General features: G+C 61.7%; 26 protein-coding genes. 7 read left to right on the plus strand and 19 right to left on the minus strand.

Annotated features, from left to right (window positions below; all coding sequences use genetic code 11):
* Window positions 1-41 precede the first annotated feature (41 nt).
* The 6 genes from ACEN2T_RS01160 to ACEN2T_RS01185 all read right to left on the minus strand — a co-directional run bounded on the left by ACEN2T_RS01160 (window position 42) and on the right by ACEN2T_RS01185 (window position 4915).
* Window positions 42-812 (minus strand): SDR family oxidoreductase, encoded by a 771-nt coding sequence (locus tag ACEN2T_RS01160; RefSeq protein WP_181640032.1) that lies wholly within the window; start codon window positions 810-812, stop codon window positions 42-44.
* Entirely contained in the window at window positions 805-1605 is an 801-nt protein-coding gene (locus ACEN2T_RS01165) for an SDR family NAD(P)-dependent oxidoreductase (RefSeq protein ID WP_032891372.1), read from the minus strand. Before ACEN2T_RS01165 ends, ACEN2T_RS01160 begins: the two co-directional genes overlap by 8 nt.
* Entirely contained in the window at window positions 1598-2419 is an 822-nt protein-coding gene (locus ACEN2T_RS01170; protein WP_099602408.1) for a molybdenum cofactor biosynthesis F family protein, read from the minus strand. Before ACEN2T_RS01170 ends, ACEN2T_RS01165 begins: the two co-directional genes overlap by 8 nt.
* Before the next feature lie 84 nt (window positions 2420-2503).
* A complete protein-coding gene (locus ACEN2T_RS01175; protein WP_032891377.1) occupies window positions 2504-3163 on the minus strand; it encodes a helix-turn-helix transcriptional regulator in 660 nt (219 codons plus the stop codon).
* A gap of 56 nt (window positions 3164-3219) precedes the next feature.
* Window positions 3220-3585, minus strand: coding sequence for a cupin domain-containing protein (locus tag ACEN2T_RS01180; protein WP_442116139.1), 366 nt, complete (start codon window positions 3583-3585; stop codon window positions 3220-3222).
* Between the two features lie 31 nt (window positions 3586-3616).
* Complete coding sequence (locus ACEN2T_RS01185; protein ID WP_122822583.1) at window positions 3617-4915, minus strand: NAD(P)/FAD-dependent oxidoreductase; 1299 nt, start codon at window positions 4913-4915, stop codon at window positions 3617-3619.
* Window positions 4916-5153: 238 nt separating this feature from the next.
* Here ACEN2T_RS01185 and hpaR (ACEN2T_RS01190) point away from each other — a divergent pair, with 238 nt between their 5' ends.
* Window positions 5154-5576, plus strand: a complete 423-nt coding sequence (gene hpaR, locus ACEN2T_RS01190; RefSeq protein ID WP_032891381.1) for a homoprotocatechuate degradation operon regulator HpaR — start codon at window positions 5154-5156, stop codon at window positions 5574-5576.
* 102 nt (window positions 5577-5678) lie between these two features.
* On the opposite strand, the gene hpaI is transcribed toward hpaR (ACEN2T_RS01190), so the two are convergent.
* From hpaI to ACEN2T_RS01230, 8 genes are read right to left on the minus strand one after another with little or no spacing between them, the layout of a single operon-like run.
* The gene (gene hpaI / locus ACEN2T_RS01195) at window positions 5679-6482 is read right to left on the minus strand and encodes a 4-hydroxy-2-oxoheptanedioate aldolase (protein WP_099602411.1); all 804 of its coding nucleotides are present in this window, start codon (window positions 6480-6482) and stop codon (window positions 5679-5681) included.
* A gap of 14 nt (window positions 6483-6496) precedes the next feature.
* Entirely contained in the window at window positions 6497-7300 is an 804-nt protein-coding gene (gene hpaH, locus ACEN2T_RS01200; RefSeq protein WP_032891384.1) for a 2-oxo-hept-4-ene-1,7-dioate hydratase, read from the minus strand.
* Window positions 7301-7312: 12 nt separating this feature from the next.
* A complete protein-coding gene (locus ACEN2T_RS01205; RefSeq protein WP_442116140.1) occupies window positions 7313-8617 on the minus strand; it encodes an MFS transporter in 1305 nt (434 codons plus the stop codon).
* 52 nt (window positions 8618-8669) lie between these two features.
* Window positions 8670-9062, minus strand: coding sequence for a 5-carboxymethyl-2-hydroxymuconate Delta-isomerase (locus ACEN2T_RS01210; protein ID WP_099602413.1), 393 nt, complete (start codon window positions 9060-9062; stop codon window positions 8670-8672).
* A gap of 45 nt (window positions 9063-9107) precedes the next feature.
* Entirely contained in the window at window positions 9108-9965 is an 858-nt protein-coding gene (gene hpaD / locus ACEN2T_RS01215) for a 3,4-dihydroxyphenylacetate 2,3-dioxygenase (protein WP_032891387.1), read from the minus strand.
* 48 nt (window positions 9966-10013) lie between these two features.
* On the minus strand, window positions 10014-11474 hold the full coding sequence (gene hpaE, locus ACEN2T_RS01220; RefSeq protein WP_032891388.1) for a 5-carboxymethyl-2-hydroxymuconate semialdehyde dehydrogenase: 1461 nt from the start codon (window positions 11472-11474) through the stop codon (window positions 10014-10016).
* A gap of 5 nt (window positions 11475-11479) precedes the next feature.
* Window positions 11480-12250 carry a fumarylacetoacetate hydrolase family protein gene (locus ACEN2T_RS01225; protein ID WP_122681050.1) on the minus strand — a complete coding sequence of 257 codons (771 nt, stop codon included), beginning with the start codon at window positions 12248-12250 and terminating at the stop codon, window positions 11480-11482.
* An 11-nt stretch (window positions 12251-12261) separates the two neighbouring features.
* Entirely contained in the window at window positions 12262-12921 is a 660-nt protein-coding gene (locus ACEN2T_RS01230; RefSeq protein ID WP_181640027.1) for a fumarylacetoacetate hydrolase family protein, read from the minus strand.
* 181 nt (window positions 12922-13102) lie between these two features.
* Here ACEN2T_RS01230 and hpaA point away from each other — a divergent pair, with 181 nt between their 5' ends.
* The 6 genes from hpaA to ACEN2T_RS01260 all read left to right on the plus strand — a co-directional run bounded on the left by hpaA (window position 13103) and on the right by ACEN2T_RS01260 (window position 19469).
* Window positions 13103-14008: a 4-hydroxyphenylacetate catabolism regulatory protein HpaA gene (gene hpaA / locus ACEN2T_RS01235; RefSeq protein WP_260366907.1), complete on the plus strand. Its 906-nt coding sequence runs from the start codon at window positions 13103-13105 to the stop codon at window positions 14006-14008.
* A gap of 183 nt (window positions 14009-14191) precedes the next feature.
* Window positions 14192-14614: a homoprotocatechuate degradation operon regulator HpaR gene (gene hpaR / locus ACEN2T_RS01240; protein WP_032891392.1), complete on the plus strand. Its 423-nt coding sequence runs from the start codon at window positions 14192-14194 to the stop codon at window positions 14612-14614.
* Between the two features lie 153 nt (window positions 14615-14767).
* Window positions 14768-15760, plus strand: coding sequence for a helix-turn-helix domain-containing protein (locus ACEN2T_RS01245; protein ID WP_122753254.1), 993 nt, complete (start codon window positions 14768-14770; stop codon window positions 15758-15760).
* A gap of 68 nt (window positions 15761-15828) precedes the next feature.
* Window positions 15829-16761 carry a SphA family protein gene (locus ACEN2T_RS01250; protein WP_442116141.1) on the plus strand — a complete coding sequence of 311 codons (933 nt, stop codon included), beginning with the start codon at window positions 15829-15831 and terminating at the stop codon, window positions 16759-16761.
* A 10-nt stretch (window positions 16762-16771) separates the two neighbouring features.
* Window positions 16772-18004, plus strand: a complete 1233-nt coding sequence (locus tag ACEN2T_RS01255) for an MFS transporter (RefSeq protein ID WP_442116142.1) — start codon at window positions 16772-16774, stop codon at window positions 18002-18004.
* 16 nt (window positions 18005-18020) lie between these two features.
* Window positions 18021-19469: an amidase gene (locus ACEN2T_RS01260; RefSeq protein WP_442116143.1), complete on the plus strand. Its 1449-nt coding sequence runs from the start codon at window positions 18021-18023 to the stop codon at window positions 19467-19469.
* A gap of 60 nt (window positions 19470-19529) precedes the next feature.
* Here the strand turns inward: ACEN2T_RS01260 and ACEN2T_RS01265 are convergent, their stop codons facing one another.
* The 5 genes from ACEN2T_RS01265 to ACEN2T_RS01285 all read right to left on the minus strand — a co-directional run bounded on the left by ACEN2T_RS01265 (window position 19530) and on the right by ACEN2T_RS01285 (window position 24919).
* Window positions 19530-20942 carry an aldehyde dehydrogenase family protein gene (locus ACEN2T_RS01265; RefSeq protein WP_442116144.1) on the minus strand — a complete coding sequence of 471 codons (1413 nt, stop codon included), beginning with the start codon at window positions 20940-20942 and terminating at the stop codon, window positions 19530-19532.
* A gap of 3 nt (window positions 20943-20945) precedes the next feature.
* Entirely contained in the window at window positions 20946-21995 is a 1050-nt protein-coding gene (locus ACEN2T_RS01270; protein ID WP_122681046.1) for a homoserine dehydrogenase, read from the minus strand.
* A 176-nt stretch (window positions 21996-22171) separates the two neighbouring features.
* Window positions 22172-22609, minus strand: a complete 438-nt coding sequence (locus ACEN2T_RS01275) for an Lrp/AsnC family transcriptional regulator (protein ID WP_401379533.1) — start codon at window positions 22607-22609, stop codon at window positions 22172-22174.
* Between the two features lie 22 nt (window positions 22610-22631).
* A complete protein-coding gene (gene thrC, locus ACEN2T_RS01280) occupies window positions 22632-24011 on the minus strand; it encodes a threonine synthase (RefSeq protein WP_442116145.1) in 1380 nt (459 codons plus the stop codon).
* Window positions 24012-24028: 17 nt separating this feature from the next.
* Window positions 24029-24919: a LysR substrate-binding domain-containing protein gene (locus tag ACEN2T_RS01285; RefSeq protein ID WP_442116146.1), complete on the minus strand. Its 891-nt coding sequence runs from the start codon at window positions 24917-24919 to the stop codon at window positions 24029-24031.
* Between the last annotated feature and the right edge of the window lie 27 nt (window positions 24920-24946).

The raw sequence follows: 24946 nt of genomic DNA on the forward strand, positions 1-24946 counted from the left end.
AGCCCCTCCCGCAGTTGATTCGGTTTACAGATGCCCAGAGGCTATTTCACCTCAGGTAACGTCGATCCGCCATCCACCACGAGGGTCTGGCCAGTGATGTAGGCGGCCAGGTCAGACGCCAGAAACAACATGGCTGCGGCAATATCTTCCGGGGCGCCGAGTCGTCCCAGAGGAACGCGGCTGGCGATGTCGGCGTTGACTTGTTCGTCGCCCAGATTGCCCATGGCCGGCGTGGCGATCATCCCTGGCTCGACGCCATTGACCCGCACTCCGTCGCAGGCCAACTCCAGCGCTGCGTTGCGGATAAAACCGTTGACCCCGGCTTTGGACGCCGCGTAGTGACTGAGGCCCGGATAGGCAACCCGTGGCCCGGTGACCGATGACGTGACCAACACACAGCCACCGCCCTGGCGCTGAAACATGGGCAAGGCGGCCTGGGTCAGCCAGAACAATGCGCAGAGGTTGACCGCCAGGGTGCGTTCCAGGACGGCGGGGGTGATCTGCGCGAAGGGTGTCAGCGGGAAATACCCAGCGTTGTGCACCAGGACATCCAGGCGGCCCCAGTCCAGGTCTATGGCCTTGATACCGTCGAACACGGCAGCGGCGTCAGCCAGATCAAGTTCCATGGCTTCGACCTGACAGCCTCGCACGCGCAGCGCTTCGGCCAGCGCTTGGGCTTGCGCCAGGCGCAGGTCGGCGATCATCACGCGCGCGCCGCGCCAGGCAAACGCCTCGACAATGGCCTGGCCGATGCCTTGGGCGCCGCCGGTGACCAGCACGGTTTTGCCGCTGAAATTTAAATCTTCAGGCATGGGCGTTCTCCATATGGGCATAGGCCAGCGTCGGCACATCCACGATGCTCGAACCGCCGTCGGCGACCACGCTTGCGCCGGTGATGATTGAGGCGTCAGGGCTGGCGAGGAAGCGGCACACCTTGGCGATTTCGTCGGCGCTGGCGGGGCGGCGCAACGGTACGTCGGCGCATACGCGGACATAGGCTTGCTGCAACGTGTCGCCGTAAGCCTCCATCAACGGCTGCATTTCCTGATCGGCCATCGGCGTGGTAACCCAGCCGGGGCACACCGCGTTTACCCGCACCCCACGCGGCCCGTAGTCCCGTGCCAGCGAGCGGTTAAGCCCGAGCAGCGCATGCTTGGCGGTGGTGTAGCCGCAGACTTCAGGCCCGGCGGCCAGGGAGGCGATGGAGCCGAGCAGCACGATATTGCCGGCGCTTTCGATCAGCAGCGGCAGGCAAGCCCGGGCGCTGTAAAACGCGCTGTCCAGGTTACTGCGCAACGCGGCTTCCCAACTGGCCGGGCTGGTTTGGCTGGCACTGCCCACGCCATGCCCACCGGCACACGCCAGCAATACATCAAGGCGGCCATGGCGCGCGCGAATCTGCGCGATAAAGCCTTCCCAGGTGTCCGGGCAGGCCGCATCGCCGACCAGGATCAGGCCGCCAGTTTGGGCCGCCACCTGCTCCAACGGCTCGCGACGCCGGCCGATCAGGACCAGATTGGCCCCTTCGGCGGCGTACAGCCTGGCGCAGGCGGCGCCGATGCCGGTGCCGGCGCCCGTGATGACGACGGTGCGTGGATCAGGCATCGGGATACTCCGTGCGGTTGAGTACCTGGCAGTAGGAACTGACCGGAAAGTTCGACAGCTCAGCAAAGGACGCGTCGGCATAACCGAAGATCTTGCCGTCGCTGCGGTGCTGTTGCAGGTCGATCAATACCAGGCCCAAGGTCGGGATGATCTTTTCGCGCCAGACAAACAGGTACAACTGGTCGGCGATCTTGTAGTAGTGGCAGCGGTCGGTATCGCACAGGCCTTGCTCCACGCCCTTGATGCATTGCCAGGCGTAGAACTGATCGTTCAGGTAGATGTGCTCGTAGACTTCGCTCGGGCTGTAGCGGTACAGGTTGCGCAAGCCGATCAGCTCCTGGGTCGGCGCGTGGGGGCAATGGCCGGGTTGCCAGGGTTGGTCCAGGCTGCCGTGCAGGAAATCCACCTCAACCGAGGTCAACGCTTTGCCGGCCAGGGCGCGGCTGTAGAGGCCTTCTTCGGTGTGCTCGCGGCGCGGCATTCGGCCGATCACGGCGGTGAACGACGACGTGGCGGTGTCCAGCACCAGGCTGATCGACCACGCCTGGCCGGCTTCGTGTTTGATGAAATCGACCAGGTACAGCCCCGGTCGCACCGATGTAGCGCGGTACGCGGCCGAACCGCTGGAGTGGCCGTCGGCGGCGTGCCAGTGCAGCGCGTCGGCTTCAAAGCGATGCTCGATCTGCCAGCCGTTGGCAAAGTGCAGGGTGAAGGTTTTGCCGTTGAGGTCGGCGAGGTTGGGCAGGATGAACGCTGCGGGGGCGAAACCGTCGGCGAGGGCGCCTACGGTGATCCAGTCGGATGGGGTGGTCATTGCATGGCTCCGGTGGGTTGAATGGACAACCCGGAGCATGAGGTGGAGCAGGGCGCGCGCCTATCAACCGAAGGGTTGAGCCCGCTACAGAAACAGCGCCGCCACCAGTTCGGTGCGGCTGCTCACGCCCGCCTTGCGGAACAGGTGGATCAGGTGGGTCTTGATGGTGGGCAGGCCCACGTCCAGTTCCAGGGCCAGTTGCTTGTTGCTCGCGCCTTGACGCAATAACCACGCGATCTGGCGCTCCTTGGGCGTGAAGGCGGCGAATGCATCCTCACAGGGCTGCATATTGGCCACTGCCATTTGCAGCAGGGCCTGCAAGGCAGTGAGCTGCGCCAATTGGTCGGGGGTGAAGGCGCCTTGTTCGGCAGTGCGCAGTAACGAGATGGCCGCCTGGGGTTGGTCGGCGCGATGGGCAACGATCTCCACCACATCGATTACACCGTAGCGCTGCAGGAAGTCGCGATAGCGGCGGCTGTCACGCTGGGGTTGGCGGGCCATGGCCAAACCCAGCGGCACCACGGCCAGCCCGGTGGACAGGCAATTGCGCGGCTGCAACGGGTCGAATTGCCGGTAGTTGTCCAGGTAGTCGCGGTGCATCTCGCCACTCATGCCTTGCAGTTGGAAATCGCGGGCTTGGAGTTGGCGGTCGACACAATAAAACGCGGCCTGGCTGGCGGGGACGAGCTGGGTGAAAGCCTGCAGGCAATGGCCGGCGACTTCCTGAGCGGGGATGGCGTGCATGGTCGGTCACCTGCGCCGGAGAAAATGCTGCCGACCGAAGCCGGCAGGCAGAACCATCAAACAACCGCGAAATAGTGCTTCACAAAGCTCTCGCTCACAATCTCCCACAGCACCGGCGTGCCCTTGGTCACGAACCAGCTGTCGCCGGCTTTGTAACGGCTGCTCTGGCCGGTGCTTTCATCGGTCAATACCACTTCGCCGGTGACCACGGTGGCCTGTTCGGCAAACGGATAGACCATGCGGAACTTGCCTTGGGTGGTGCCGAAATAGGCACTGCAGACCGGGTCGGTCGGTGCGCCAAAGGTCATTTTGCCGAAGGCGTTGACTTCACCTTCGAGGATCTCGGAACCAAGGTCGGCGACGGTGCCCCAGGCATCGAGTTCCGATAATTGGATGTCTTTCTTGAGCGTCGTAACGGGCATGGCAGTTCTCCTGAGAATGAAACGGTGGGCATCAACGGCGACCGTTGAAGTAACCCGACAGTTGATGAAGGCTTTTACCGGCGGTCAGCAGCAGTGGGCGGATATGGTCCTTGCCCAGGATCTGCGCATGCTTGACCGAGCTGATCAGGTCATAGCGCGATGAACCCTCGCTCATGCCTTCGGCCAGGACCTTGCAGATGATGTGGCTGGGCGTGACGCCAAAGCCGGCGTAACCCTGCACATAGAAGGCGTTGGGGCGACCATTGAGGGTGCCGATCTGCGGAAACAGGTTGGCCCCGGTCGCCATCGGCCCGCCCCACGCCAGGTCGATCTTCACGTCCTTGAGGTACGGGAAAATCTTCAGCATCAGGTTGCGGTTCCAGGCCTTGAGGTCCTGCGGGATGTGCTCGACAAACGGCGTGGCGGCACCGAACAGCAGGCGGTTTTCATTGGTGACGCGGTAGTAGTCGATCACCGGCCGAATATCGCTGTAGGCGCCGCGTATCGGGCTGATGCGATGGATCATCTCGTCCGACAACGGTTCGGTCATCAACTGAAAGGCGTAGGTGTTAACGGTCGTCTTGTGCAGTTCGGGTTCGAGCTTGTTGAGGAAACTGTCGCAGGCCCACAGCAACTTGGACGCCTTGACCGAGCCGCGGCCGGTGCGCACGGTGATGCGCTCGCCATAACTGACGTCCAGGGCCGGGCTGTGTTCGAAGATGCGCACGCCATGGCCGGCCAGTGCCTTGGCTTCGCCCAGCAGCAGGTTGAGCGAATGCACGTGGCCGCCGCCCATGTGCAGCAGCGCGCTGGTATAGGCGTCGGACCCGATGATCTGCTTGACCTCGGACCCTGCCATAAAGCGGATTTCGTCTTTGGTATTGATCGACTTGAAGTCTTTCTCCCAGGCGCGCAGGGTTTTTTCCTGGCGGGCGTTGAAGCCCATATAGCCGTAGCCGTGGCAGAAGTCGGCGTCAATCGAATATTTGGCGATGCGGTCCTTGATGATCCCGGCGCCCAGTTCGCTGATTTCAAAAATCTGGCGCAGGCCTTCGTCGCCCACTTGTTGCTTGATCTTCTCCAAGTCATGGCCGATCCCCGCCATGATCTGCCCGCCGTTGCGACCCGTGCCACCAAAGCCCAGGTAGCGCGCTTCGAGCACCACAATGTTGGTGATGCCTTTTTCAGCGAGTTCCAGCGCGGTGTTGATGCCGGAGAAACCGCCGCCAATCACTACCACATCCGCTTCCACGTCCTGTTCGAGGGTTGGGAAACTGAGGTTGTATTTTTTGGTTGCCGAGTAGTAGGTCGGCGTTTCGATATTGATCATGGCGCAGCCTGGAAAAGTGAAGGGGAACTCACTGCAGAGCCGACAAGAAGCTCTGTGCCTGTTGGGGTGTATTAACTGCCTTCCGAGCGGTAGGTGTCTTGATTCTGTGTGCCGTCGGTCTTGACCCTGGCTGCCACTGTCCACCCTGGAGCCGGCCAGGCGGTAAAGCGGCACACGGTGATCAGTCGCGGGTGCTAGAATGTTGTTAATCTGTTAACTAATTGCGACGCCTGCACCCATGCCCAAACCGCGCCAATCCCTGACCCTTACTTTGCTCCAAGCGCGTGAAGCCGCCATGGGGTTTTTTCGTCCTTCGCTTAACCAACACGGTTTGACCGAGCAGCAATGGCGGGTCATTCGCATCCTGAGCCAGCACGATGAGCTGGAGATTAATCGTCTGGCGGAGCTTGCGTGCATCCTCAAACCGAGCATGACCGGTGTGCTGGTTCGTATGGAGGCCGCTGGCATGGTTGAACGGCGCAAGGCGCAGCAGGACCAGCGGCGTGTGCTGGTGCGGTTGGCCGACAAAGGTCAGGCGTGTTTTGCCTCGATGAGTCAGTGCATGGAGGCGAATTATCAGCGCTTGCAGGCGGGCTTTGGTGAGGAGAAGTTGCAGACGTTGCTGGCGTTGCTCAATGAGCTGAAGACGCTCAAGCGTTGATAGGGCTAACCCGGCGTCCTGCCGGGTTAGCCCACGGATTCAATCCTGCGTTCGGACAGCGTGTTTGACGGCAAAGCCAAAGCAAACGCGAATACCACAGCATCAGTAGATAGCACCGGCAGTGCTTGTGGGCGCCGGTGCATCTTTGAAGGCCGCCGCGAGGCTTTGCAATCCGCGCATCAGCACGGTGGTGTCGACGCCCACTGCGACGAACGCCGCGCCCAGTTCGATGTAACGCCGCGCCAAGGCCTGGTCGGCGCTGAGGATGCCGGCGGCCTTGCCGGCGCTGCGGATACGGGCGATGGCGTGTTCAATCGCCGCCTGCACGTCAGGATGGCCGGGGTTGCCGCGAAAACCCATCGAGGCGCTCAGGTCCGCCGGGCCGATAAACACACCATCCACGCCCTCTACCGCCGCAATCGCATCCAGGTTGGCCAGGCCTTCACGGCTTTCGATCTGCACCAGCAAGCACATCTGCTCGTCGGCTTTGTCGAGGTAATCGGGGATGCTGTTCCAGCGCGATGCCCGTGCCAGCGCGCTGCCGACGCCGCGCACGCCGTTGGGCGGGTAGTGGATCGCCTTGACCAGTTCCCGTGCCTGCGCTGCGCTTTCCACCATGGGCACCAGCAAGGTTTGTACGCCGATATCGAGCACTTGTTTGATCAGCGCGGTGTCACCGATGACCGGGCGGATCACCGGGTGGCTGGGGTAGGGCGCCACGGCCTGGAGCTGGCCGAGCATGCCGCGCAGGTCGTTGGGCGCGTGTTCGCCGTCGATCAGCAGCCAGTCAAACCCGGCGTTGGCGGCCAGTTCTGCGCAATAGGCATCGGATAAACCCAACCACAGGCCGATCTGGGCCTCACCGCTGTGCAGGCGTTGCTTGAAGGTGTTGATAGGCATGTCCATCGAGCGATCTCCTGTTAAACGAAGCGGCAGGCAATCGAGCCAAGCATGTCGTAGTCGACATGAAAGGTATCGCCAGGGTTGGCCGCCACCGGCCGGGTGAAGGAACCGCCGAGGATGATTTGCCCAGGTTGCAGGGTCACGTCATACGCGGCGAGTTTATTGGCGAGCCAGGCCACGCCCTTGGCCGGGTGATTGAGCACGGCGGCCGATACGCCGGATTCTTCGATCACACCATTGCGGTAGAGCACTGCCGGCACTTTGCGCAGGTCGATTTCAGTGGGGCGCACGGCGCGTCCGCCCATGACCACGCCCGCGTTGGCGGCATTGTCGGAGATGGTGTCAAACACCTTGCGGGTGGCGTTGGTGTGCGGGTCGACCTGTTGGATACGCGCATCGATGATCTCCAGCGCCGGGATCACCCACTCGGTGGCGTCCAGCACATCGAACACCGTCACATTCGGGCCTTTAAGCGGTTTGCCCAGGATGAACGCCAACTCCACCTCGACCCTCGGCACGATAAAGCGCTCGAAGGGGATGTCGGTGCCTTCATCGAAGAACATGTCATCGAGCAGCGCGCCGTAATCCGGCTCGGTGATGTTGGACGACACTTGCATGGCGCGGGAGGTCAGGCCGATCTTGTGGCCGACCAGCTTGCGCCCGTCCTTGATCTTTTGGGCGACCCAGGCGCGCTGGATGGCGTAGGCGTCTTCGATCGTGATCGTCGGGTGCTCCAGGGAAAACTGGCGCACCTGTTCCCGTGACCTTTCGGCCTGGTCAAGACGGGCGGCGGCTTGCTGGATGAGCTGTTGATCAAGCATGACAAAGGTCTCTCAGTGAGGGTTGACGATGGCGGCCTGGGTGCGCAGCACCAGCAGGCCACCGAGTGCAATAAGCAGCGCCAGGGAGTAAAGGGCCAGGCTGGCGCTGTGGGTGGTGTCGCGCATCCAGCCAATCAGATAGGGCGCAAAGAAAGACGCGATGCTGCCGAAGGAACTGATCAAGGCGATGCCGGCGGCCTGAGTGGTGTTGGAGAGAAACGCCGGAGGTAACTGCCAGAACATCGGCAATGCCGCGCTGGCGCCCATGCCGGCGAGGATCAGGCCGCTCAGCACCAGGGTCGGGTTGGCCGGAGCGAGCCCGACGATGGCAATACCGGCGGCCGCCATCAGCAACGGCACGCACAGGTGCCAGCGGCGTTCACGCTGGCGATCCGACGAACGCCCGCAGCCGATCATGAAAAAGCAACCCGCCAGATACGGCACTGCACTGAGCAGTCCGACCTTGCCGTCGCTGCCGACCCCGGCGCCGTGGATCAGTGTTGGCATCCAGAACGCCAGGGTGTTGACCGCCAGCATCACCGCGAAATACACCGCCACCAACAGCCAGACTTGCGGGTTACGCAGAATCGCGGAGAACGAGGTGATCGATTTGCGCTGTTCTTCCTTCGTCAGTTGTTCGCGCAGTTGTTGCTTCTGCGCGGGCGTCAGCCAGGTAACGGTCTCGAAACTGTCCGGCAGGCACTTGAGCACCACCAGCCCGAGCAGGATGACCGGCGCGCCCTCGATGACAAACATCCACTGCCAGCCGCGCAGGCTGCCCAGGTCATGGAAGTGCTCAAGAATGCCGCCCGACAGTGGCCCTCCAATCACCCCGGCCATGGGCACCGCAATCGCAAACAAGGCGGTGACTTGCGCACGCCGACCAGCCGGGTACCAACGGTTGAGGAAGACCAGGATGCCTGGGAAGAAACCCGCCTCGGCCACTCCGAGCAAAAAGCGCAGCACATAGAAGCCCGTGGCGCTGTCGACCATGAACATGCAGGTCGACAGCGCGCCCCACACCACCATCAACGTGGCGATCCAGCGCCTGGGACCCACACGGTCCAGGGCCATGTTGCTCGGTACGCCGAACAGCGCGTAAGCGACAAAGAACAGACCGGCGCCGAAGCCGTAGACCGTGTCGCTGAAATTCAGGTCGGCGCTCATTTGCATCTTGGCGAAGCCGATGTTGATGCGGTCGAGGTGGGCAAAGAGGTAGCAGATCAACAACAGCGGCATCAGCCGCCAGGTGATGGTGCTGTGGGTGCGGTCGCGGGTGACGCTGCCGAGGCTGTCGGCGAGATTGGCTGTGCTCATGGTTTTATACTTTTTGTCTGAGAAGGCCGATGGAGTGAACGGGCAGGGCGTGCTAGCCCAGCTGGGCCTTGAGGAAGGCGTGCACGTTGTTCTGCTTGAAGTTGAGCTGCTCGTGCAGCTCGATCATTTCAAACGACAGGGCCAGCAGGCGTTGGGCCTGAAGCTCGGCAAAGTGCGCGGTGATCACCTCGAAGAGGTGTTCGGCGACTTGCTGACGGGTCGCCAGGTCGCGGCCATGGCCGACCTTGAGCGTCATGTGCACGAAGGCGTAGTCGTGCTTGCCGTCGGCCATGCGCCAGGTATCCAGGCGCACGCCTCGGCTGCGGATGCCGCCCAGCGGGAACACACCGCTGTCGCCCAGGGTGGCATGGACTTTTTCAAACAGGCCAGGCAAGTCCGCCTGCTGCTCGATGTTGTCGGTGTATTCAGCGATGAAGTGGGGCATGGACGGCTCCTTCAGACCGCGCGGGGACACCGTGCGGCCATACGGTCAAACGGGGAAAATGGCGTTGATCTGCCCGGTGCCGGAGCTGCCGAACGGGGCGGTGATGATTTCGGCGGGCTTGTCGTAATCCGGCCCGCCGAGCAACCCGAGAAGCATCGCGGTGTCGTGCATCTTGCCTTCGCCGAAGCAGTGTTCGGCGTAGTCCGGAAGCATCGCGCAGAACTCTTTCCAGCGGCCTTGGCGCCAGAGCTCCACCACATGCAGATCGACCTGTTTGTCGAACTCGCGCGTCCAGTTATGGATATTGGCTTCGGCATTACGGTCGTCGGAGAACCGGTGCGACAGTGAGCCGGAAGCCAGCACCACGACTTTGCGGTCGCTCTTCTCGATGGCCCGGCGCACGGCGGCGCCGAACGTGAAGCTGTCTTGCAGGCGATGCCAGGCACACCAGGCGGCAATCGATACCACATTGAATTTCTGCGCGTCCGGTACGCCCATGTGCATGTAGCGCATCGGTACCAGGGTGCCGTATTCCAGCTCCAGGCTGGGGATGTTGTGGGCCAGGGTACGCACGTCGGCCGCATTGGCCTCGGCGGCGATCAACTCGCCAAGTTCCGGGCAGCCTGGGTATTCGTAGTCCATGTTCTTGATGAAGTGCGGCAGCTCGTTACTGGTGTAGGTGCCCTTGAAGTGCTCACCGCTGTTGACGTGATAGGCGCTGTTGACCAGCCAGTGCACGTCAAACACTACGGCGGTGTCGGCGCCCAGTTCGCGGGCGCGGCGGCCGATCTCTTTGTGACCGGCAATCGCTGCTTCACGGCAGCCATGGTGCTTGCCGGGCAGCTCCGATAAATACATCGAGGGAACGTGGCAGATTTTCGCCGCCAGGACGACTTCGCCCATGATGATTCTCCTGAAATTATTGTTGTTGTCTTAGGGGGCTGGTGTGACTCAAACGCCCCAGCGTGGAATGTGATGGCTGCCCATCGAGATGCATACATTCTTGATCTCGGCGAACACTTCGAAGCTGTACTGGCCGCCTTCACGGCCGGTGCCGGAGCCCTTCACGCCGCCGAACGGCTGACGCAGGTCGCGCACGTTCTGGCTGTTGATGAACACCATCCCGGCTTCGATGCCATAGGCCAGACGATGCGCCTTGCCGATGTCCTGGGTCCAGATGTACGACGCCAGGCCATAGTCGGTTTCGTTGGCCAGTTTGAGGGCTTCGGCTTCGTCCTTGAAGGGAATGAGGCACACCACCGGGCCGAAGATTTCTTCCTGGGCAATACGCATGTTGTTGTTCACGTCAGCGAACACCGTCGGTTGGATGAACTGGCCTTTGCTCAAGTGCGCCGGCAAGTTGGCCGGACGTTCGAGGCCGCCGGCGAGGAGGGTGGCGCCCTCTTCGAGGCCGATCTTGATGTAGCCGGTGACCTTGTCGTAGTGGGCCTGGGTGATCATCGAGCCGACCTGGGTTTTCGGGTCTTGCGGGTCGCCGACGATCAGGCGTTTGGCGCGCGCAGCAAACTCGGCGACAAACTGCGGATAGACGCTTTCCTGGATAAAGATGCGGCTGCCGGCGGTGCAGCGCTCGCCATTGAGGGAGAAGATCGTGAACAGGGCGGCATCGAGGGCGCGTTCCAGGTCGGCATCTTCAAAGATCAGCACCGGCGACTTGCCGCCCAGTTCCATGGAGTACTTTTTCAGGCCGGCGGTCTGCATGATTTTCTTGCCGGTGGCGGTGCCGCCGGTGAAGGAAATCGCGCGCACGTCCGGGTGACGCACCAACGCATCACCCGCCGTTGCGCCATAGCCTTGGATCACGTTCAAGACGCCGTTGGGGATGCCGGCTTCGACGGCCAGGCGCCCCAGTTCGTTAGCGGTCAATGGCGACAATTCAGACATTTTCAGCACGGCAGTATTACCCAGCGCCAGGCACGGCGCGGTCTTCCAGGTAGCCGTCATGAACGGCACGTTCCACGGCGAGACCAGCGCGCATACACCCACTGGCTGGTACAGGGTGTAATTGAGCATCTGGTCATCGACCGGGTAGCTGTGCCCGTCCATGCGTGTGCAGACTTCGGCGAAGAAATCGAAGTTGTGCGAGGCGCGGGGGATCAGCACGTTTTTGGTCTGGTGAATCGGCAGGCCGGTGTCGAGGGTTTCCAGTTCGGCCAGGTGCGGCACGTTCTGTTCAATCAGTTCGCCCAGCTTGCGCATCAAGCGCGCACGCTCTTTGGCCGGTGTGCCAGCCCATTTGGGAAAGGCTTCCTTGGCGGCGGCCACAGCTTGCGCGACTTCCTCGGCACCGCCGCTGGCGACTTCGCCGATGGCTTCACCGGTGGCTGGGTTGTAGTTGACGAACACGTCTTTACTTTCGACCTCACGGCCGTTGATCCAATGTTTGATCATGCTGCTCAAGCCTCTTTACGGGCGTTGAAGAACGCCGCTTCGCTGACAATTCGATTGACCAGGCGGCCGACGCCTTCGACTTCCACGATCACTTCATCACCGGGCACCACGTCGGCCAGGCCTTCCGGCGTGCCGGTGGCGATCATGTCGCCGGGCTGCAAGGTCATGAAGCTGGACAGGTATTCGATCAGGTAGGGGATGTCGAAAATCATGTCTCTGGTACTGCCTTCCTGGCGCAGTTCACCGTTGATCCACGTGCGAAGGGTCAGGTTGCTTGGGTCTGGCACATCGGCCACATCGACGATCCACGGGCCGACAGGCGTGGTGGCGTCGCGGTTTTTCACCCGCAGGTTGGGGCGGTAGTAGTTTTCCAGGTAGTCGCGAATCGCGTAGTCGTTGCACACCGTGTAGCCCGCCACGTAGTCCAGGGCGTCTTCGCGCTTGACGTTGCGCGCGGGCTTGCCAATGACGGCCACCAGCTCGCACTCGTAGTGCATGTAGGCGACGTTGTCCGGGCGCCATGTCACTTGGTTGTGACCGGTGTAAGTGCCTGGAGACTTAATGAAGGCCAGCGGCTCGGTCGGCGGCTTGAACGCCAGCTCGGCGGCGTGATCGGCATAGTTCAGGCCCAGGGCAAACATGCTGCCTGTGGCCGGTGGCAGCCATTGCACTTGATGTTCGGCCAGCAGGCGGCCATCGGCCAGGCGCACGGCGTTGTGGTCTTCGACATGGGCGAGGTGCACTTCGCCTTCAAACTGGATACGGGCGTGTTTCATGGAAGCTCCTGTTACTCGGCCACGACGTGGTTAACGAGGCGGCCCAAACCACTGATTTCGACTTCGACGGTGTCACCCGGCAGCACATCCACGCGACCTTCCGGAGTGCCAGTGATCAACACATCGCCAGCGTGCAGGGTCATGAACTCGCTGATTTCGGCGATGAGCAAAGGAATGTTGCGCACGAAGTTAGCCGTGGTGTTTTGCTGGCGAATCTCGCCGTTGACGTACAGCGTGATCGCCAGGCTGTGCGGGTCTGTGACTTGGGCGGTAGGGATCAATTCGGGCCCGACGGAACAGAAGCCATCCCGGCATTTGGCTTTGACGGCGGGGCGGTAGTAGCTGTCTTCCGGCAGGCTGAATTCATTAACGATGGTGAATCCGGCGACGTAATCGAGTGCGTCGCCCTGGCTGACGCGGCTGGCGCTCTTGCCCATCACCACGCCCAGGGCTGGGCCGGGTTGCAGGCGCTCGCCCTGGCCTGGATGCACCACCGCTGCACCGTGCTGATTGCGCGTATTGGGCGTCTTGATAAACAGCACCGGTTTGACCGGCGGCTTCTGATATGGCGGCTGCTCGAATTCGGCGAGGCGCTGTTTCAGCAGCCCTTGGTAGTTGAGCGCCACACCAAAAAGAGTGCCGGTCGCGACGTCATGCAAGGCATGGCTCATGCTTTCTCCTGGCAGAGCCATGGGGAGGCTCTGAATATTGTTAATGTGTTAACAGTTATAATTAAGATGTTAACTATCGTCAAGCGTGGCAGACTGTTCTCGCGGTGGTTGCGCTGCCCAAATCGGTGCAGGATGAGCGTGGCAGCACCCCGGCAATCAGAATAAAAATGAGTAGCGTGCGATGACCGACCGACAACCCATTCCCAACATCAACATTGGCCAGGTGTACGACCAGCGCTACAGCGACGCGCAGGTCCACTACGACCGGCTGGCCAACCTCGCGGGTTTCTTCGGGCGCAATATGCCGATCCACCGGCACGACCGGTTCTTCCAGGTTCACTACGTGAAAAGCGGTACGGTGCGGGTGTATCTGGACGACCAGCAATACGTCGAGTCGGGGCCGATGTTCTTTCTCACGCCGCCCACGGTGCCGCACTCCTTTGTGACCGAGGCCGACAGTGACGGGCATGTGTTGACGGTGCGCCAGCAACTGGTCTGGCAACTGATCGATGCTGATCCCAGCCTGGCGCCGGCGGGCGCGCAACTCCCGGCCGCGTGCGTGGCGCTGGCGCAGTTGGGCCTGCATGACGCGAATGAGGTCCGTCGATTGGATTTTCTGTTCGAGGAACTCAGTGCAGAGGTCGAGGCCCAGCGCCCAGGGCACAGTGCGGCCCTGGACAGCCTGACGCGCTTGATCATGATCAGCCTGCTGCGGCTGTGCTCCCACTCGCTGAAAGCCACGCCTGCGCGGCACGAAGACTTGAGGATTTTCCACCGTTTCAACGAGCTGATCGAAGCGCACTACCAGCAACACTGGCCCTTGTCCCGGTATGCGCAAGGCATCGGGGTGACCGAGGCGCGACTCAACGATGTGTGCCGGCGCATCGCCGACCTGCCGTCCAAGCGCCTGATCCTGGAGCGGCTCATGCAGGAGGCCAAGCGGCTGCTGATGTTCACGGGCAGCTCCGCCAACGAGATCTGCTACCAGCTCGGCTTCAAGGACCCGGCCTACTTCAGTCGGTTTTTCCAGCGCTACGCACAGCTCACTCCGGGGGAGTACCGCCAGCGACAATTGGGGCTGCGTTGAGACAGGCATGGGGAACTGCGCCTTGATCTTGTTGATCTTGTACGGATCAGCATGACCAGCGCAGCGGTGTGACAGAATGGCTTTTACACGGAACCGATTGCACTTTTCACAGGCTTGCGCGCGGCTTGCACGGACAGGCCGGCGACACTAAGCTGCCGACTCGCCCCCTCAAGTGGTGCCGATATGGCCAACCCCCGACCTTCGCTGACCCTGACCTTGCTGCAAGCCCGTGAAGCCGCAATGGCTTTTTTCCGACCCGCCCTGAACCAGCACGAACTGACTGAACAACAGTGGCGCGTCATTCGCATACTGCGCCAGCAGGGGGAACTTGAAAGCCATCAACTCGCCCAGCAGGCATGCATTCTCAAACCGAGCATGACTGGCGTGCTGAGTCGCCTGGAGCGTGACGGCCTGGTGCGTCGGCAGAAGTCCAGCCAGGATCAGCGCCGCGTGTTCGTCGCCCTCACCGAACGCGGCCAGCAGTGCTTCGTTTCCATGAGTGAAGGCATGGAAAGCAACTACCAGAAAATCGAGGAACAGTTTGGCGCGGAAAAAATGGAGCAACTGCTGGGTTTGCTCAACGAGCTGAAAAACATAAAGCCTTGATGGGCTAAATTTAGTTAATAAGTGAATGTGTTCGCCCCGCGCAGCACCGATCGCTATCCGTTTTCGGCACAAATGTGCCGCATCACCTGAGTTCGGAATGGAACTTGCCTTGTACCTGACCGGTAAGCCTTGCAACTGAAAAAGGTTGGGTCAATGAACAACAATAATGTGCTGATGCCTGAGGCCGCGGTGGTTGCCCGAGGGGCGCCAGCGCTCCAACGTTTTCTGACCCGCGATATCGACGAGCACGCTCGCAATATGCACGGCTGGCAGGTTCGCTACGATCAAGTGTCTGCGGGGGCCTTTGAAGGGGAGTTGGTGGCGTTCCGGTCGGACTGGATGCAATTGGCCCGCGACCGCTCTAATCAGGCCATGATCAAAAGTGGCATGGCGTGGAAAGGCGCGATCACCTTCAGCATCCCCTTGAGTGCCGATGGCCCGGTGTATTGCTCGGGGCATCCGATCCATGAGCCAAGCCTGTTGGTCGCCCACGGTGAGCATCTTCCTGAGTTGCACACTCCCCAACACCTGGATTTGCTCAGTGTGGCCATTGACGAGTACGTCCTTGAGCATGTGCTGGAGCGTCAGGGCAGCCACTTTCGAATTACCGATCTTCCCAAGTGTTACCGCTTGGGTGACTCGTCTGTGCAGGCTGAACTCGCGGCGCTGTTCGAGGCACTGTCCGGCTCCGAGCAAGCGCGGGATGCGTTGCTTGGCCACGATTCGATCCGCCGTGGCCTGCGGGATTCGGTGATGCTGCACGTGCTTGAGCTGATTGCGCCGGATCACGCGCCACCGCTCAACCCCACCGCGCGCAAAAGGATGGTCGACCGCGCACGGGAATACGCGCTGAGTCACCTCGACGAGCCGTTGTCGATCCTCGACCTGTGTAACCACATCGGCGCCAGCCGGCGCAAACTCCAATATTGTTTCCAGGAAACCCTGGGGATCAATCCGGTGGCGTATTTGCGTGCGTTGCGCCTCAATGCAGTGCGTCGTGAACTGCGAATGAGCACCCAATCCCTGAACGTACAGGACGTCGCGGCACGCTGGGGGTTCTGGCATTTGAGCCGCTTCTCCGGTGACTATCGCACCCTGTTTGGTGAAACCCCTTCACAGACCCTGCGCCGTACGCAACTCTGCTGAAAACGGATAACCCGCCCACGGCGCTGCTGCCTAGGATGACCCACACCACTTGCTGGGAGGGGCATTCGATGAGCAATAACAATAACGCAAGCGCTGCACGCAAGACGTTGTTCACCCTGGGGCTGCTCGGTTGCTGCGCCGGCGTCCAGGCAACCGAGAACGGCGCGCCGACCACGGCGGTCGGCGTGTATGACTTCGGCGCGGGGATGATGCCACCGGCCACGCCGTTCGGCACCATCGGGCTGCGTACGGCGTTCTACTCGGCCAATGTGCAGAAGGACCGCAGCGGCCGTTCGATCGACAACCACTTCTCGTTGGACGTCTTGTCGATTGGCGTCGCCTATATGCGCATGACTGATCACACTGTACTCGGCGCCCACTATGGGTTTGGCGTGGTGGTGCCGTTTTTCAAGATGGACGCTTCCGTCAAGGTGCCGACCCCCATTGGGCCGCTGAGCCTGGAGGCTGATCCGTTTCGACTGGCCGATGTGCAATTCCTGCCGGTGATCCTGCAATGGAACCCATCGCCGAATCTGTTCATCAACACCCAATTGCAGATCCAGGCGCCTACCGGTGACTACGACAAGAACCGTCTGGTTTCCCCCGGTCTCAATCACTGGACGTTCTCGCCGATCGTCAACGCCACCTACCTCACCGACAGTGGCTTCGAGGTTTCCTCAAGCTTTGAAGTCGACGTCAACACCCGCAACCCCGCAACCGATTACAAAAACGGTGTCGAGTACCGCCACGAGTTTGCCGTGGGCCAGCACATCGGCCCGTGGACGTTGGGCCTGGGCGGTTATTACTACCGCCAGTTCAGCGATGACGATGCGCCAGGGTTGCAGTCGGGCAACCGGGCACGGGTGCTGGCAGTGGGGCCGGCGGTGAGTTACTTCAAGCCGGGCCTGCCACCGGTCTGGCTGCATGCCTACAAGGAAACCGACGCGCGCAACCGTGCCGAGGGTTACACCGTGGCGCTGCGCATTTCTCAAAGCTTTTAAGGGGCTGGCCATGAATCCATCACGTTCTGAGTACGCACCACCCCGGCAAGCCAGCGGTCGTCGTGAAGGGTTGGTGCTGATGCTCGGCAGCAGCCTGACGATCATGGGCGCGGTCATGGTTGCGCCGATCCTGCCCAAGCTTGGCGCCACGTTTGGTCCGCTGGAGCCGCGCGCCGACTTGCTGGTGCCCTTGGCGGTCACCGGGCCGGCGCTGGCGATTGCACTGTGCGCGCCGTTGGCCGGCTGGTTGGCCGACCGGGTCGGGCGCAAGGCGTTGCTGGTCATCGCGACCTTGTTATACGCCGTGCTCGGCGCCTTGCCGGCACTGCTGGATAACTTGCAGGCCATCGTGGGCGTGCGCCTGTTGTTCGGCTGCGCCGAAGCCGCCGTGATGATCTGTTGCGCCACCTTGATTGCCGACTATTGGCACGGTGAGGAACGGCTGCGCTACATCAATCGGCAGGTAGTAACCATCGGCCTGGTGGGCTCGCTGTTCTTTGTGGTGGGCGGCGCGCTGGGCGAGCATTCCTGGCGCCTGCCGTTCCTGCTGTACCTGCTGCCATTGCTGTTGGTGCCGCTGATGATGAAGGTGCTGTGGGAACCGGCTACCCGCCCGGAGTCCCTCGACGAACCCGAGCCGGGCAGGGTAGCCGTGGTGCCGTTGGTACTGGGTTATCTGCTGATTCTCAGCGGGATGGTCCTGAGTTTTATCGTGCCGATCCAGGCCCCGATTCTGCTGGTCGGCCTGGGAGTGACCTCTAGCACGCTGATCGGGCTGTCGGCGGGCTTGGGTTTGCTCGCGACCCTGGGCGGTTCGCTGGCCTGGCCATTGCTGCGTCGACGCTTCGGCATCGTCGGTTGCAACGCGCTGTTGCTGGCTCTGCTGGGGTTGGGGCTGTGGCTGCTGATGCGCGGGCAAAGCTACATCGCGGTGCTGGTGGCGGTGCTGATTCACGGCCTGGGCGCCGGGCTGCTGGTGCCCAACGTGATGGCGCCGGTGATGAATGCCCTGAGTGCCCGGACGCGCGGGCGCGGCCTGGGCGGGTTCACGGCTTGCCTGTATTTCGGCCAATTTGTCAGCCCGCTGGTGGTGGCGCTGCTCAGTGTCTACGCCGGTGACCTGCGCACCTCCATCCAGTGGCTGGCGCTGGCCAGCTTTGCCTCGGCGGCGATCTGGGCGCTGGCAGGCCTGCACGCCCGACGTAAAGGGGCTCCGGGTGCCTTCCGGTCAAGTCATTCGTAACTAAAAGGAGATAAACATGAACATCCAGAATTTGTTGGACAGCGAGGATGCCACCGGCCTGGCCGAGTGGGTCCGCCGTGGCGAAGTGCACCCCGGCGAGTTGCTTGAAGCGGTGATTGACCGGATTGAGTGGGTCGAGCCGCAGCTCAATGCCGTGGCCGAACGGCTGTACACATCGGCCCGTGAAGCTGCACGCACCGTGCAGCCCGGCCACGGCGTATTCGCGGGCGTACCGACTTTGATCAAAGACTTGTTTTCGCCGGTCAACGGCGCGGCGATGACCAACGGTTCCCAGGCACTGGGAGGGTTTCGCGCAGATTTTGAAGCCGAACTGGTGACCCGTTTGCGCCGTGCCGGTTGCGTGATTGCCGGCACCAGTACCTCGCCCGAATTCGGCACGTCGTACTCCACCGAGTCCACGCGCTTTGGCGCCACACGCAACCCCTGGAACACCGGCCACAGTGCGGGCGGCTCCAGCGGTGGCGCGGCCGCCTTGGTGGCGGCGCGTGTCGTCCCGTTTGCCCATGGCAACGACGGCGGCGGCTCCTTGCGCGTGCCGGCGTCCTGCTGCGGGGTGTTTGGCCTCAAGCCCAGTCGCGGGTTGTTGCCATCAGGGCCGATGGTCGGCGAAGGCTGGGCCGGCATGGGCACGCCCCATGGGATCACCTTGTCGGTACGTGACAGCGCCGCCTTGTTGGATGCAACGGCCGGGATCGACCTCGGCGCACCCTATGCCGCACCGGTGCAGGTGCAGCCCTATGTTTCGGCGTTACAGCGCGACCCTAGGCCGCTGCGCATCGCACTGGTGGAGCAACTCGGGCCTTGGCCGACGTCCAGCGAAGCGTTGGCATCGGTGCAGGAGGCCGCCAGATTGTGCCAATCCCTGGGCCATCGGGTTGAGCCGGTGAAGTTGCCGGTGTCACTGCCGGAATTTCTCGATCAGGTCTTCACCATCATTGGCGCCAGTACCCGTCACTATCTCGACGTGCTGGGACAGATGCGCGGCTTTGCGGTGCAGCCCGAGGAGCTTGAGGCGCGCACCCGGATCATTTTGCGCAGCAAGGGCGATGTCAGCGGGGCACATTACGCGGGCGCGGTGGAATGGATTCATGGCTTGGGCCGGCAGTTGGCGATGTTCATGCAGGAATACGACCTGATCCTCACGCCGACCCTGGCCCGTGAGCCGGCACCGATTGGCGAGCTGGATGTGCAGGACGACCGCTTGAGCCTGGATGAACTGATTGAGCAGTTTCACAGCTACTCACCGTTTACCGCGTTGTTCAACGCCAGCGGGCAACCGGCGATGTCGGTGCCGCTGTACTGGAGCGCCGTCGGCCTGCCGATGGGCGCCCACTTCGCGGGCCGTTTTGGCGAGGAAAGTACGCTGTTCGCCCTTGCTGCGCAGTTGGAGCGTGCGCAACCCTGGCGTCGGCGAGTGCCGCCGATCAATGCCTGTCAGCGGTGAGTGCCTGGGACGGTTGGCAATGGGAGGCAGCCGCTCCCACTGCTGACTACCTTGGATCGATCAAGCCCGGATATTCAGGCACACCACCTTGGGTTGGGTCATCTCCTCGTAGGCGAAACGCACGCCCTCACGGCCGAGGCTGCCGTATTTGGAACCGCCAAAGGGCATTGCATCAAAGCGATAGTCGGACGAGTCGTTGATCATCACACCTCCCGCCTCAATCCTGCGGGCGGCGCTCAAGGCCGTCGCCAGGTCGCTCGTAAAGATACCGGCGTGCAGGCTGTAGTCAGGCTCGTTGGCCAGCGCGATGGCCTCATCGAAGGACTCAACCCGTTGCAATACCACCACGGGCGCAAAGACCTCGTTGCGCCAGAGTGCGCTGGCGTGATCGACGTTTTCCAATACGGTGGCGGCGTAACACGAATCCTGTCGTGTGTGCCCGCACAGCAAGGTTGCGCCTTGGGCCAACGCGTCGGCTACCACGCGCTCGGCATTCTGCGCCGCTTGCCGGGTAATCATCGGGCCGATATCGGTGCTGGCAAGCAACGGGTCGCCGACCAACAGGGCCTGGGCCTGGCTGACAAAACGTTCGCGGAACGCGGCATAAACGGACCCATGAACCAGCAGTCGCTGAGTGCCGATGCAATTTTGTCCTGCCGCCCAGAAGGCGCCGGACACGCAACACGCCACTGCGGCCTCAAGGTCGCAGTCGTCCATGACGATTACGGGCGCATTGCCGCCCAAGTCCATTGCCAGTTTCTTCAAGCCTGCGGTGCGGGAGATCTGCTCACCGGTGACAAAGCCTCCGGTGAAGGAAATCATGCGCACGTCACGCGCCGCGACCAGGGCTTTGCCCAGTTCGGCACCACCGGTGGCAACCGTGACCACCGATTCGGGCAAGCCAGCGTCGATCAGGTACGCCACCAGTTTCATGGCTGACAACGGCGCCAATTGCGACGGTTTGAGAATCACCGCGTTGCCGCCGGCGATGGCTGGGCCGAGCTTGTGCGCCACCAGGTTCAAGGGATCGTTGTATGGCGTGATGGCGACGATCAAGCCAAGGGGCTCGCGGGAGAACCAACCCTGGCGCGATTCTGAACCTTCATAGGCATCAAAAGGGATCACCTCGCCGGCATTGCGCCGGGCTTCTTCGGCCGACAGCTTGAGGGTGTTGACGCAGCGCTTGACCTCTTTTTGCGCCTGCTTGAGGGTCTTGCCGGCTTCGTCGACGATCAGTCGGGCAAATGCCGGTGCATCGCGTTCGATGTTCAAGGCCGTCTGTTCGAGAATCTGTGCCCTGCGATAACGCGGCAAGCCCGCACTGGCCCGAACGCCCTGGCGACCCTGTTCCAGCAAGTGCGGAACCTGGGACGCACACACGTCGGCTACGGTGCCGACAAGCGCACCGTCAAAGGGATTGAGCACCTGTATTTGTGCTGCCCCAACCGTACGGGCCAAATTCGATACGTTCATGGCTTACTCCCGACCCTGTGCAGCGGATTGATGAAGGCTGATGATGTCCGACAGCAGCGCAAAGGCTGTTTCTGTACGACCGGCACCCGGTCCCGAAACCGTCACCGTGCCAATCAGGTCGCTGCTGAACGACACTGCATTCGTGGCGCCGCCGATGCTGGAGAGCGGATGATCGTTGCCCAACAGGCGCGGTTCGACGCTGGCACTGACCGAGCCATCGGCATGCCGTGTGGCGGCGCCAATGAGTTTCCAGCGTGCATTGTTCTGGCGGGCCTGATCGATGTCCTCAAGGGTGAGGGCGCTGATACCGTTGCAGCGCACATCGCTGACGGTGAGTGATGCATCCAGCAGCTCGTTGGCCAGGATCACCACCTTGAGACGTACATCATGGCCTTCGACATCCGCCGTCGGGTCGGCTTCGGCGTACCCCAGGGCCTGCGCCTGCTCGACGGCTTCGGTAAAGCCCAGGCCATTTTCCATGCGGGTCAGGACGAAATTGGAGGTGCCGTTGAGAATGCCTTCGAAGCTGTTGATGCTGCTGCCGGCCAGCAATTGCCTGGCCAGGCGGATCACAGGCGTGCCACTCATCACCGAGCCTTCGTATTCAAACGCCACGTGGTTGCGCTGAGCCAGGGCCTTCAACGCCGCGCCGTGCAGGGCAATCGGTCCTTTGTTGGTGGTCACCACGTGCTGGCCGTTTTCCAGGGCCCAGCGACAGAACGTGGTCGCAGGTTCGCCGTCCACCGGGTTGGTGAAGGTCGCTTCGGCAATGATGTCTGCGCCGGAGTCTTTGATCACGGCTTCAGTGCGCGCGACCGCGTCGCCCCCCGGTAGGTTTGCCAGGGCGCCCTTGGTCACCGGCAGCGCGGCCAGTGAGGCGGCATCCAGCCCTTGGCGGTTGATCAGTGAGCCGAGGAAGAGGTCGGTGACACCGACGATTTTCAGGGTAAAACCCAGTGCGTTTTTCCAGTCTTCGTTGCGTTCGGCAATCAACTGGGCCAACGCTCGGTTGACGCCACCGAAGCCCACCAGCGCAATTTTATATTCAGTCATTTTTTTATGCCCTTGATCTGTGTGATGAGTGGTCTGGCATAAGATTAGGGGCGCGACCATGGCAGTGAAATATGCCAATTTGCTCTATTTCATGGGCGTTTTGACCAAGGGGTAGGTGCTGCGTGGGGAACAAAAAAAGCCAACGATCGTTGGCTTTTTTTTACCGCGAAACCGGTTTAGACAACGGAGGATAGAACGAATGACGTCACGGTATTTTCCACCCCCTCCAGGGCCGAGATTTGAGTCCAGACCTGATGCACCCGCTGCGGGCTCGATGCGCCGACGCGCAGCATCAGGTCGAATTCGCCGCTCATGACGTCGCACTGGATCACTTCAGGAATTGCCCGCAGGGCCTGCAAGACATCCTCGCCGCGCATGCGGTCATAGCGATAGACGAAAATCACTGCGTTGATCTGGGATGAGGCTTGGCGCCCGTCGCCGGTCAGTACCGTATAGCCCAGAATTGCACCGTCACGCTCCAGCCGTTCGATCCGTTGGCGCACGGCGTTGCGGGACAGGTTGACCTTGGCCGCCAGCTCAGCGTGGGCGGCCCGGGCATTGAGCCGCAACTCGGCGATGATGCGCTCATCGAGCGGATCCAGAATGCGCTTCATGTGGCCCCCTGCCTCCCGTCGTTCACAGCGTATCGAGCAGTTGATAAAGGAGGCCGGCGTCGTCGGGCGTTATCCGGTAACGCTGGGCGTGTAAGTGCGCTGTCGCCTGGCAGTGTTGCCCCGGCACAGTGATGCCCAGTTCGTTGAGCAGCGCAGCGGATTTGGCCGGTGAAGTTTCCCCGAGGGTGACCATTGGCGCGACCAGGCTGCGCCGATAAAGCCTTGCGGCGAGTACTCCGGTGGCCGTGTGGGGGTCAATCAGGTAGCCCGTGTCACGGTAGAGCGAGGCGATTTCGGCCAGGGTTTCTTCATCGCTGACCGCATAGGAGTCGATGATCATCCGGGCCTGCAACCAGCAGTCGTTGGCGATGGTCATCTCGCCGCTGGCTTCGAATTCAGCCATCAGCGCACTGACTGCCGCAGCGTCGTGTCCATACAACTCCCAGAGAAAACGTTCCAGGTTGGAGAAAATCGACAAGTCCATGGCCGGTGACAGGGTCTTGTCAGCGCGCTGGCGGCTGTAATGGTTCTTGAGGAACAACTGATGCAGGGCGTCATTTTTGTTGGTCGCGACGATGATTTGGGTAATCGGCAGGCCCATTTTTTGCGCGATGTAGCCTGCGTAGACTTCGGCGAAACTCGCCGCCGGCACGCTGAAGCCGACAGATCGTTGACCTGCGCCCAATTGCAGCACGGCGTAGAAATAAAACACGAGCTGCGCCAGCACGTTGACCCAGTTGCTGGAATTGAAGCTGATCGCCTCATGGCGCGGGTTGGGCCAATGCCTGAACAAGCGGTTCGCGAGCTGCTGGCAGTCGTCAAAGCTACCGGCGACTGCGAACGTATGCACATTGGGATGCGCAACCCCCTGCAACTCGTGCAGTTGATGCTGCGCGACCGCGGACTCCGGGTATAGCAGCACCACGTGGGTGTCGTTACTGTGTTTGAACGCCTCGATCGCCGCGAGTCCGGTGTCTCCGTTGGTGGCGCCGAGCACCACTGCGCGTCGCGGGTGCTTATGCAGAAAGTACTGCACCAGTTGCGCCTGCAACTGCGCGGCGAAATCCTTCGAGGAGCGGGTCGGACCGTGGAACAGCTCAAGCACCCATTCGTTGCGATCGACCTGATGCAGCGGCGCCACCGCACGGTGCTTGAACTGACTGCTGGCTTCTTTGAGCAGGCGCTTGAGGTCCGCTTCGGGGATGGTCCCGCCAACAAACGGACGTATGATCCGATACGCCAGTTCGTCGTAGGGCAAGGTTGACCAGTTGGCGATATCCTGAGGCTCGAACAGCGGCAGGTCGGTGGGTACGAACAGTCCGCCGTCGTCGGCCAGGCCGGACAACACGACCTTTTCAAAGTCGGCCTGCACGGTCGAACTTCGAGTGCTTATGTAGTGCATGGTTTGGCTCCGGCCATTTATTTGTAGCGATGGGCCTGCTCGACCAGCCAGGTAGAAAACATCATGGCGTCGGGGTGCTGGTCTGCCCCGGAGCCGCGTACCAGGTAGAACGACTCGCTGGCTTCGATGCGCTGGTCGAAGGGCTCGATCAAACGCCCGTCCTTGAGCATCTCGTCAACCATTGAGGAGCGTGCCAGCGCAATCCCTTGTCCAAGTTCGGCCATGCGCAACGTCGAGATCAATGTGTCGAACTGCATGCCACGGGACGAATCGACGTCGTCCGCGCCGACCATCTTCAGCCAGTATCCCCAACCCTCTTCGTAACCCAGCACATGCAACAACGTATGCCGCGCAACGTCGCTCGCCACCGTCAGCGGTGATCGCGCCATCAGGGCGGGTGAGCAGACCGGGAACAAGGTGTCCCAGGTCAGCCGCTGAGACACGAGGCCAGGCCATTGACCATGGCCCCAGCGAATTTCCATATCGTCTTCGCCATCCAGTTCCTTGATCCAGATATTGCTGATGTAGCGGATATCGAGGTGGGGGTGAGCCTGACGAAAGTCCACCAGCTTGGGCGCCAGCCAGTGGACGAAAAACGCCAGGCTGCCACGCACCTTGATCGGCCGCCGTTTGTGCTGGCCAAAAATCTCGTTCGTGCCCACCGCCAGCCGTGTAATCGCATCCTGCACCACCGGCAGATAGGCCTGGCCTTCTTCGGTCAGCCCCAGTCCCCGGGGCAGGCGCTTGAACAGCGCCACGCCCAGATGACTTTCCAGTTGGCGGATCTGCTGGCTGACCGCGCCCTGGGTCAGGCACAGTTCGTCGGCGGCGTGAGTAAAGTTCAGGCTCCGGGCGGACACCTCGAACGCGCGCAGCCAGTTCAACGGAGGGAGCGGCTTTTGCTTCATGGTCTGGACCTTATTGACGCGGTACTC

The organism is Pseudomonas sp. W22_MBD1_FP4, from assembly GCF_052113765.1.
In the GTDB taxonomy this organism is placed as follows: domain Bacteria; phylum Pseudomonadota; class Gammaproteobacteria; order Pseudomonadales; family Pseudomonadaceae; genus Aquipseudomonas; species Aquipseudomonas sivasensis.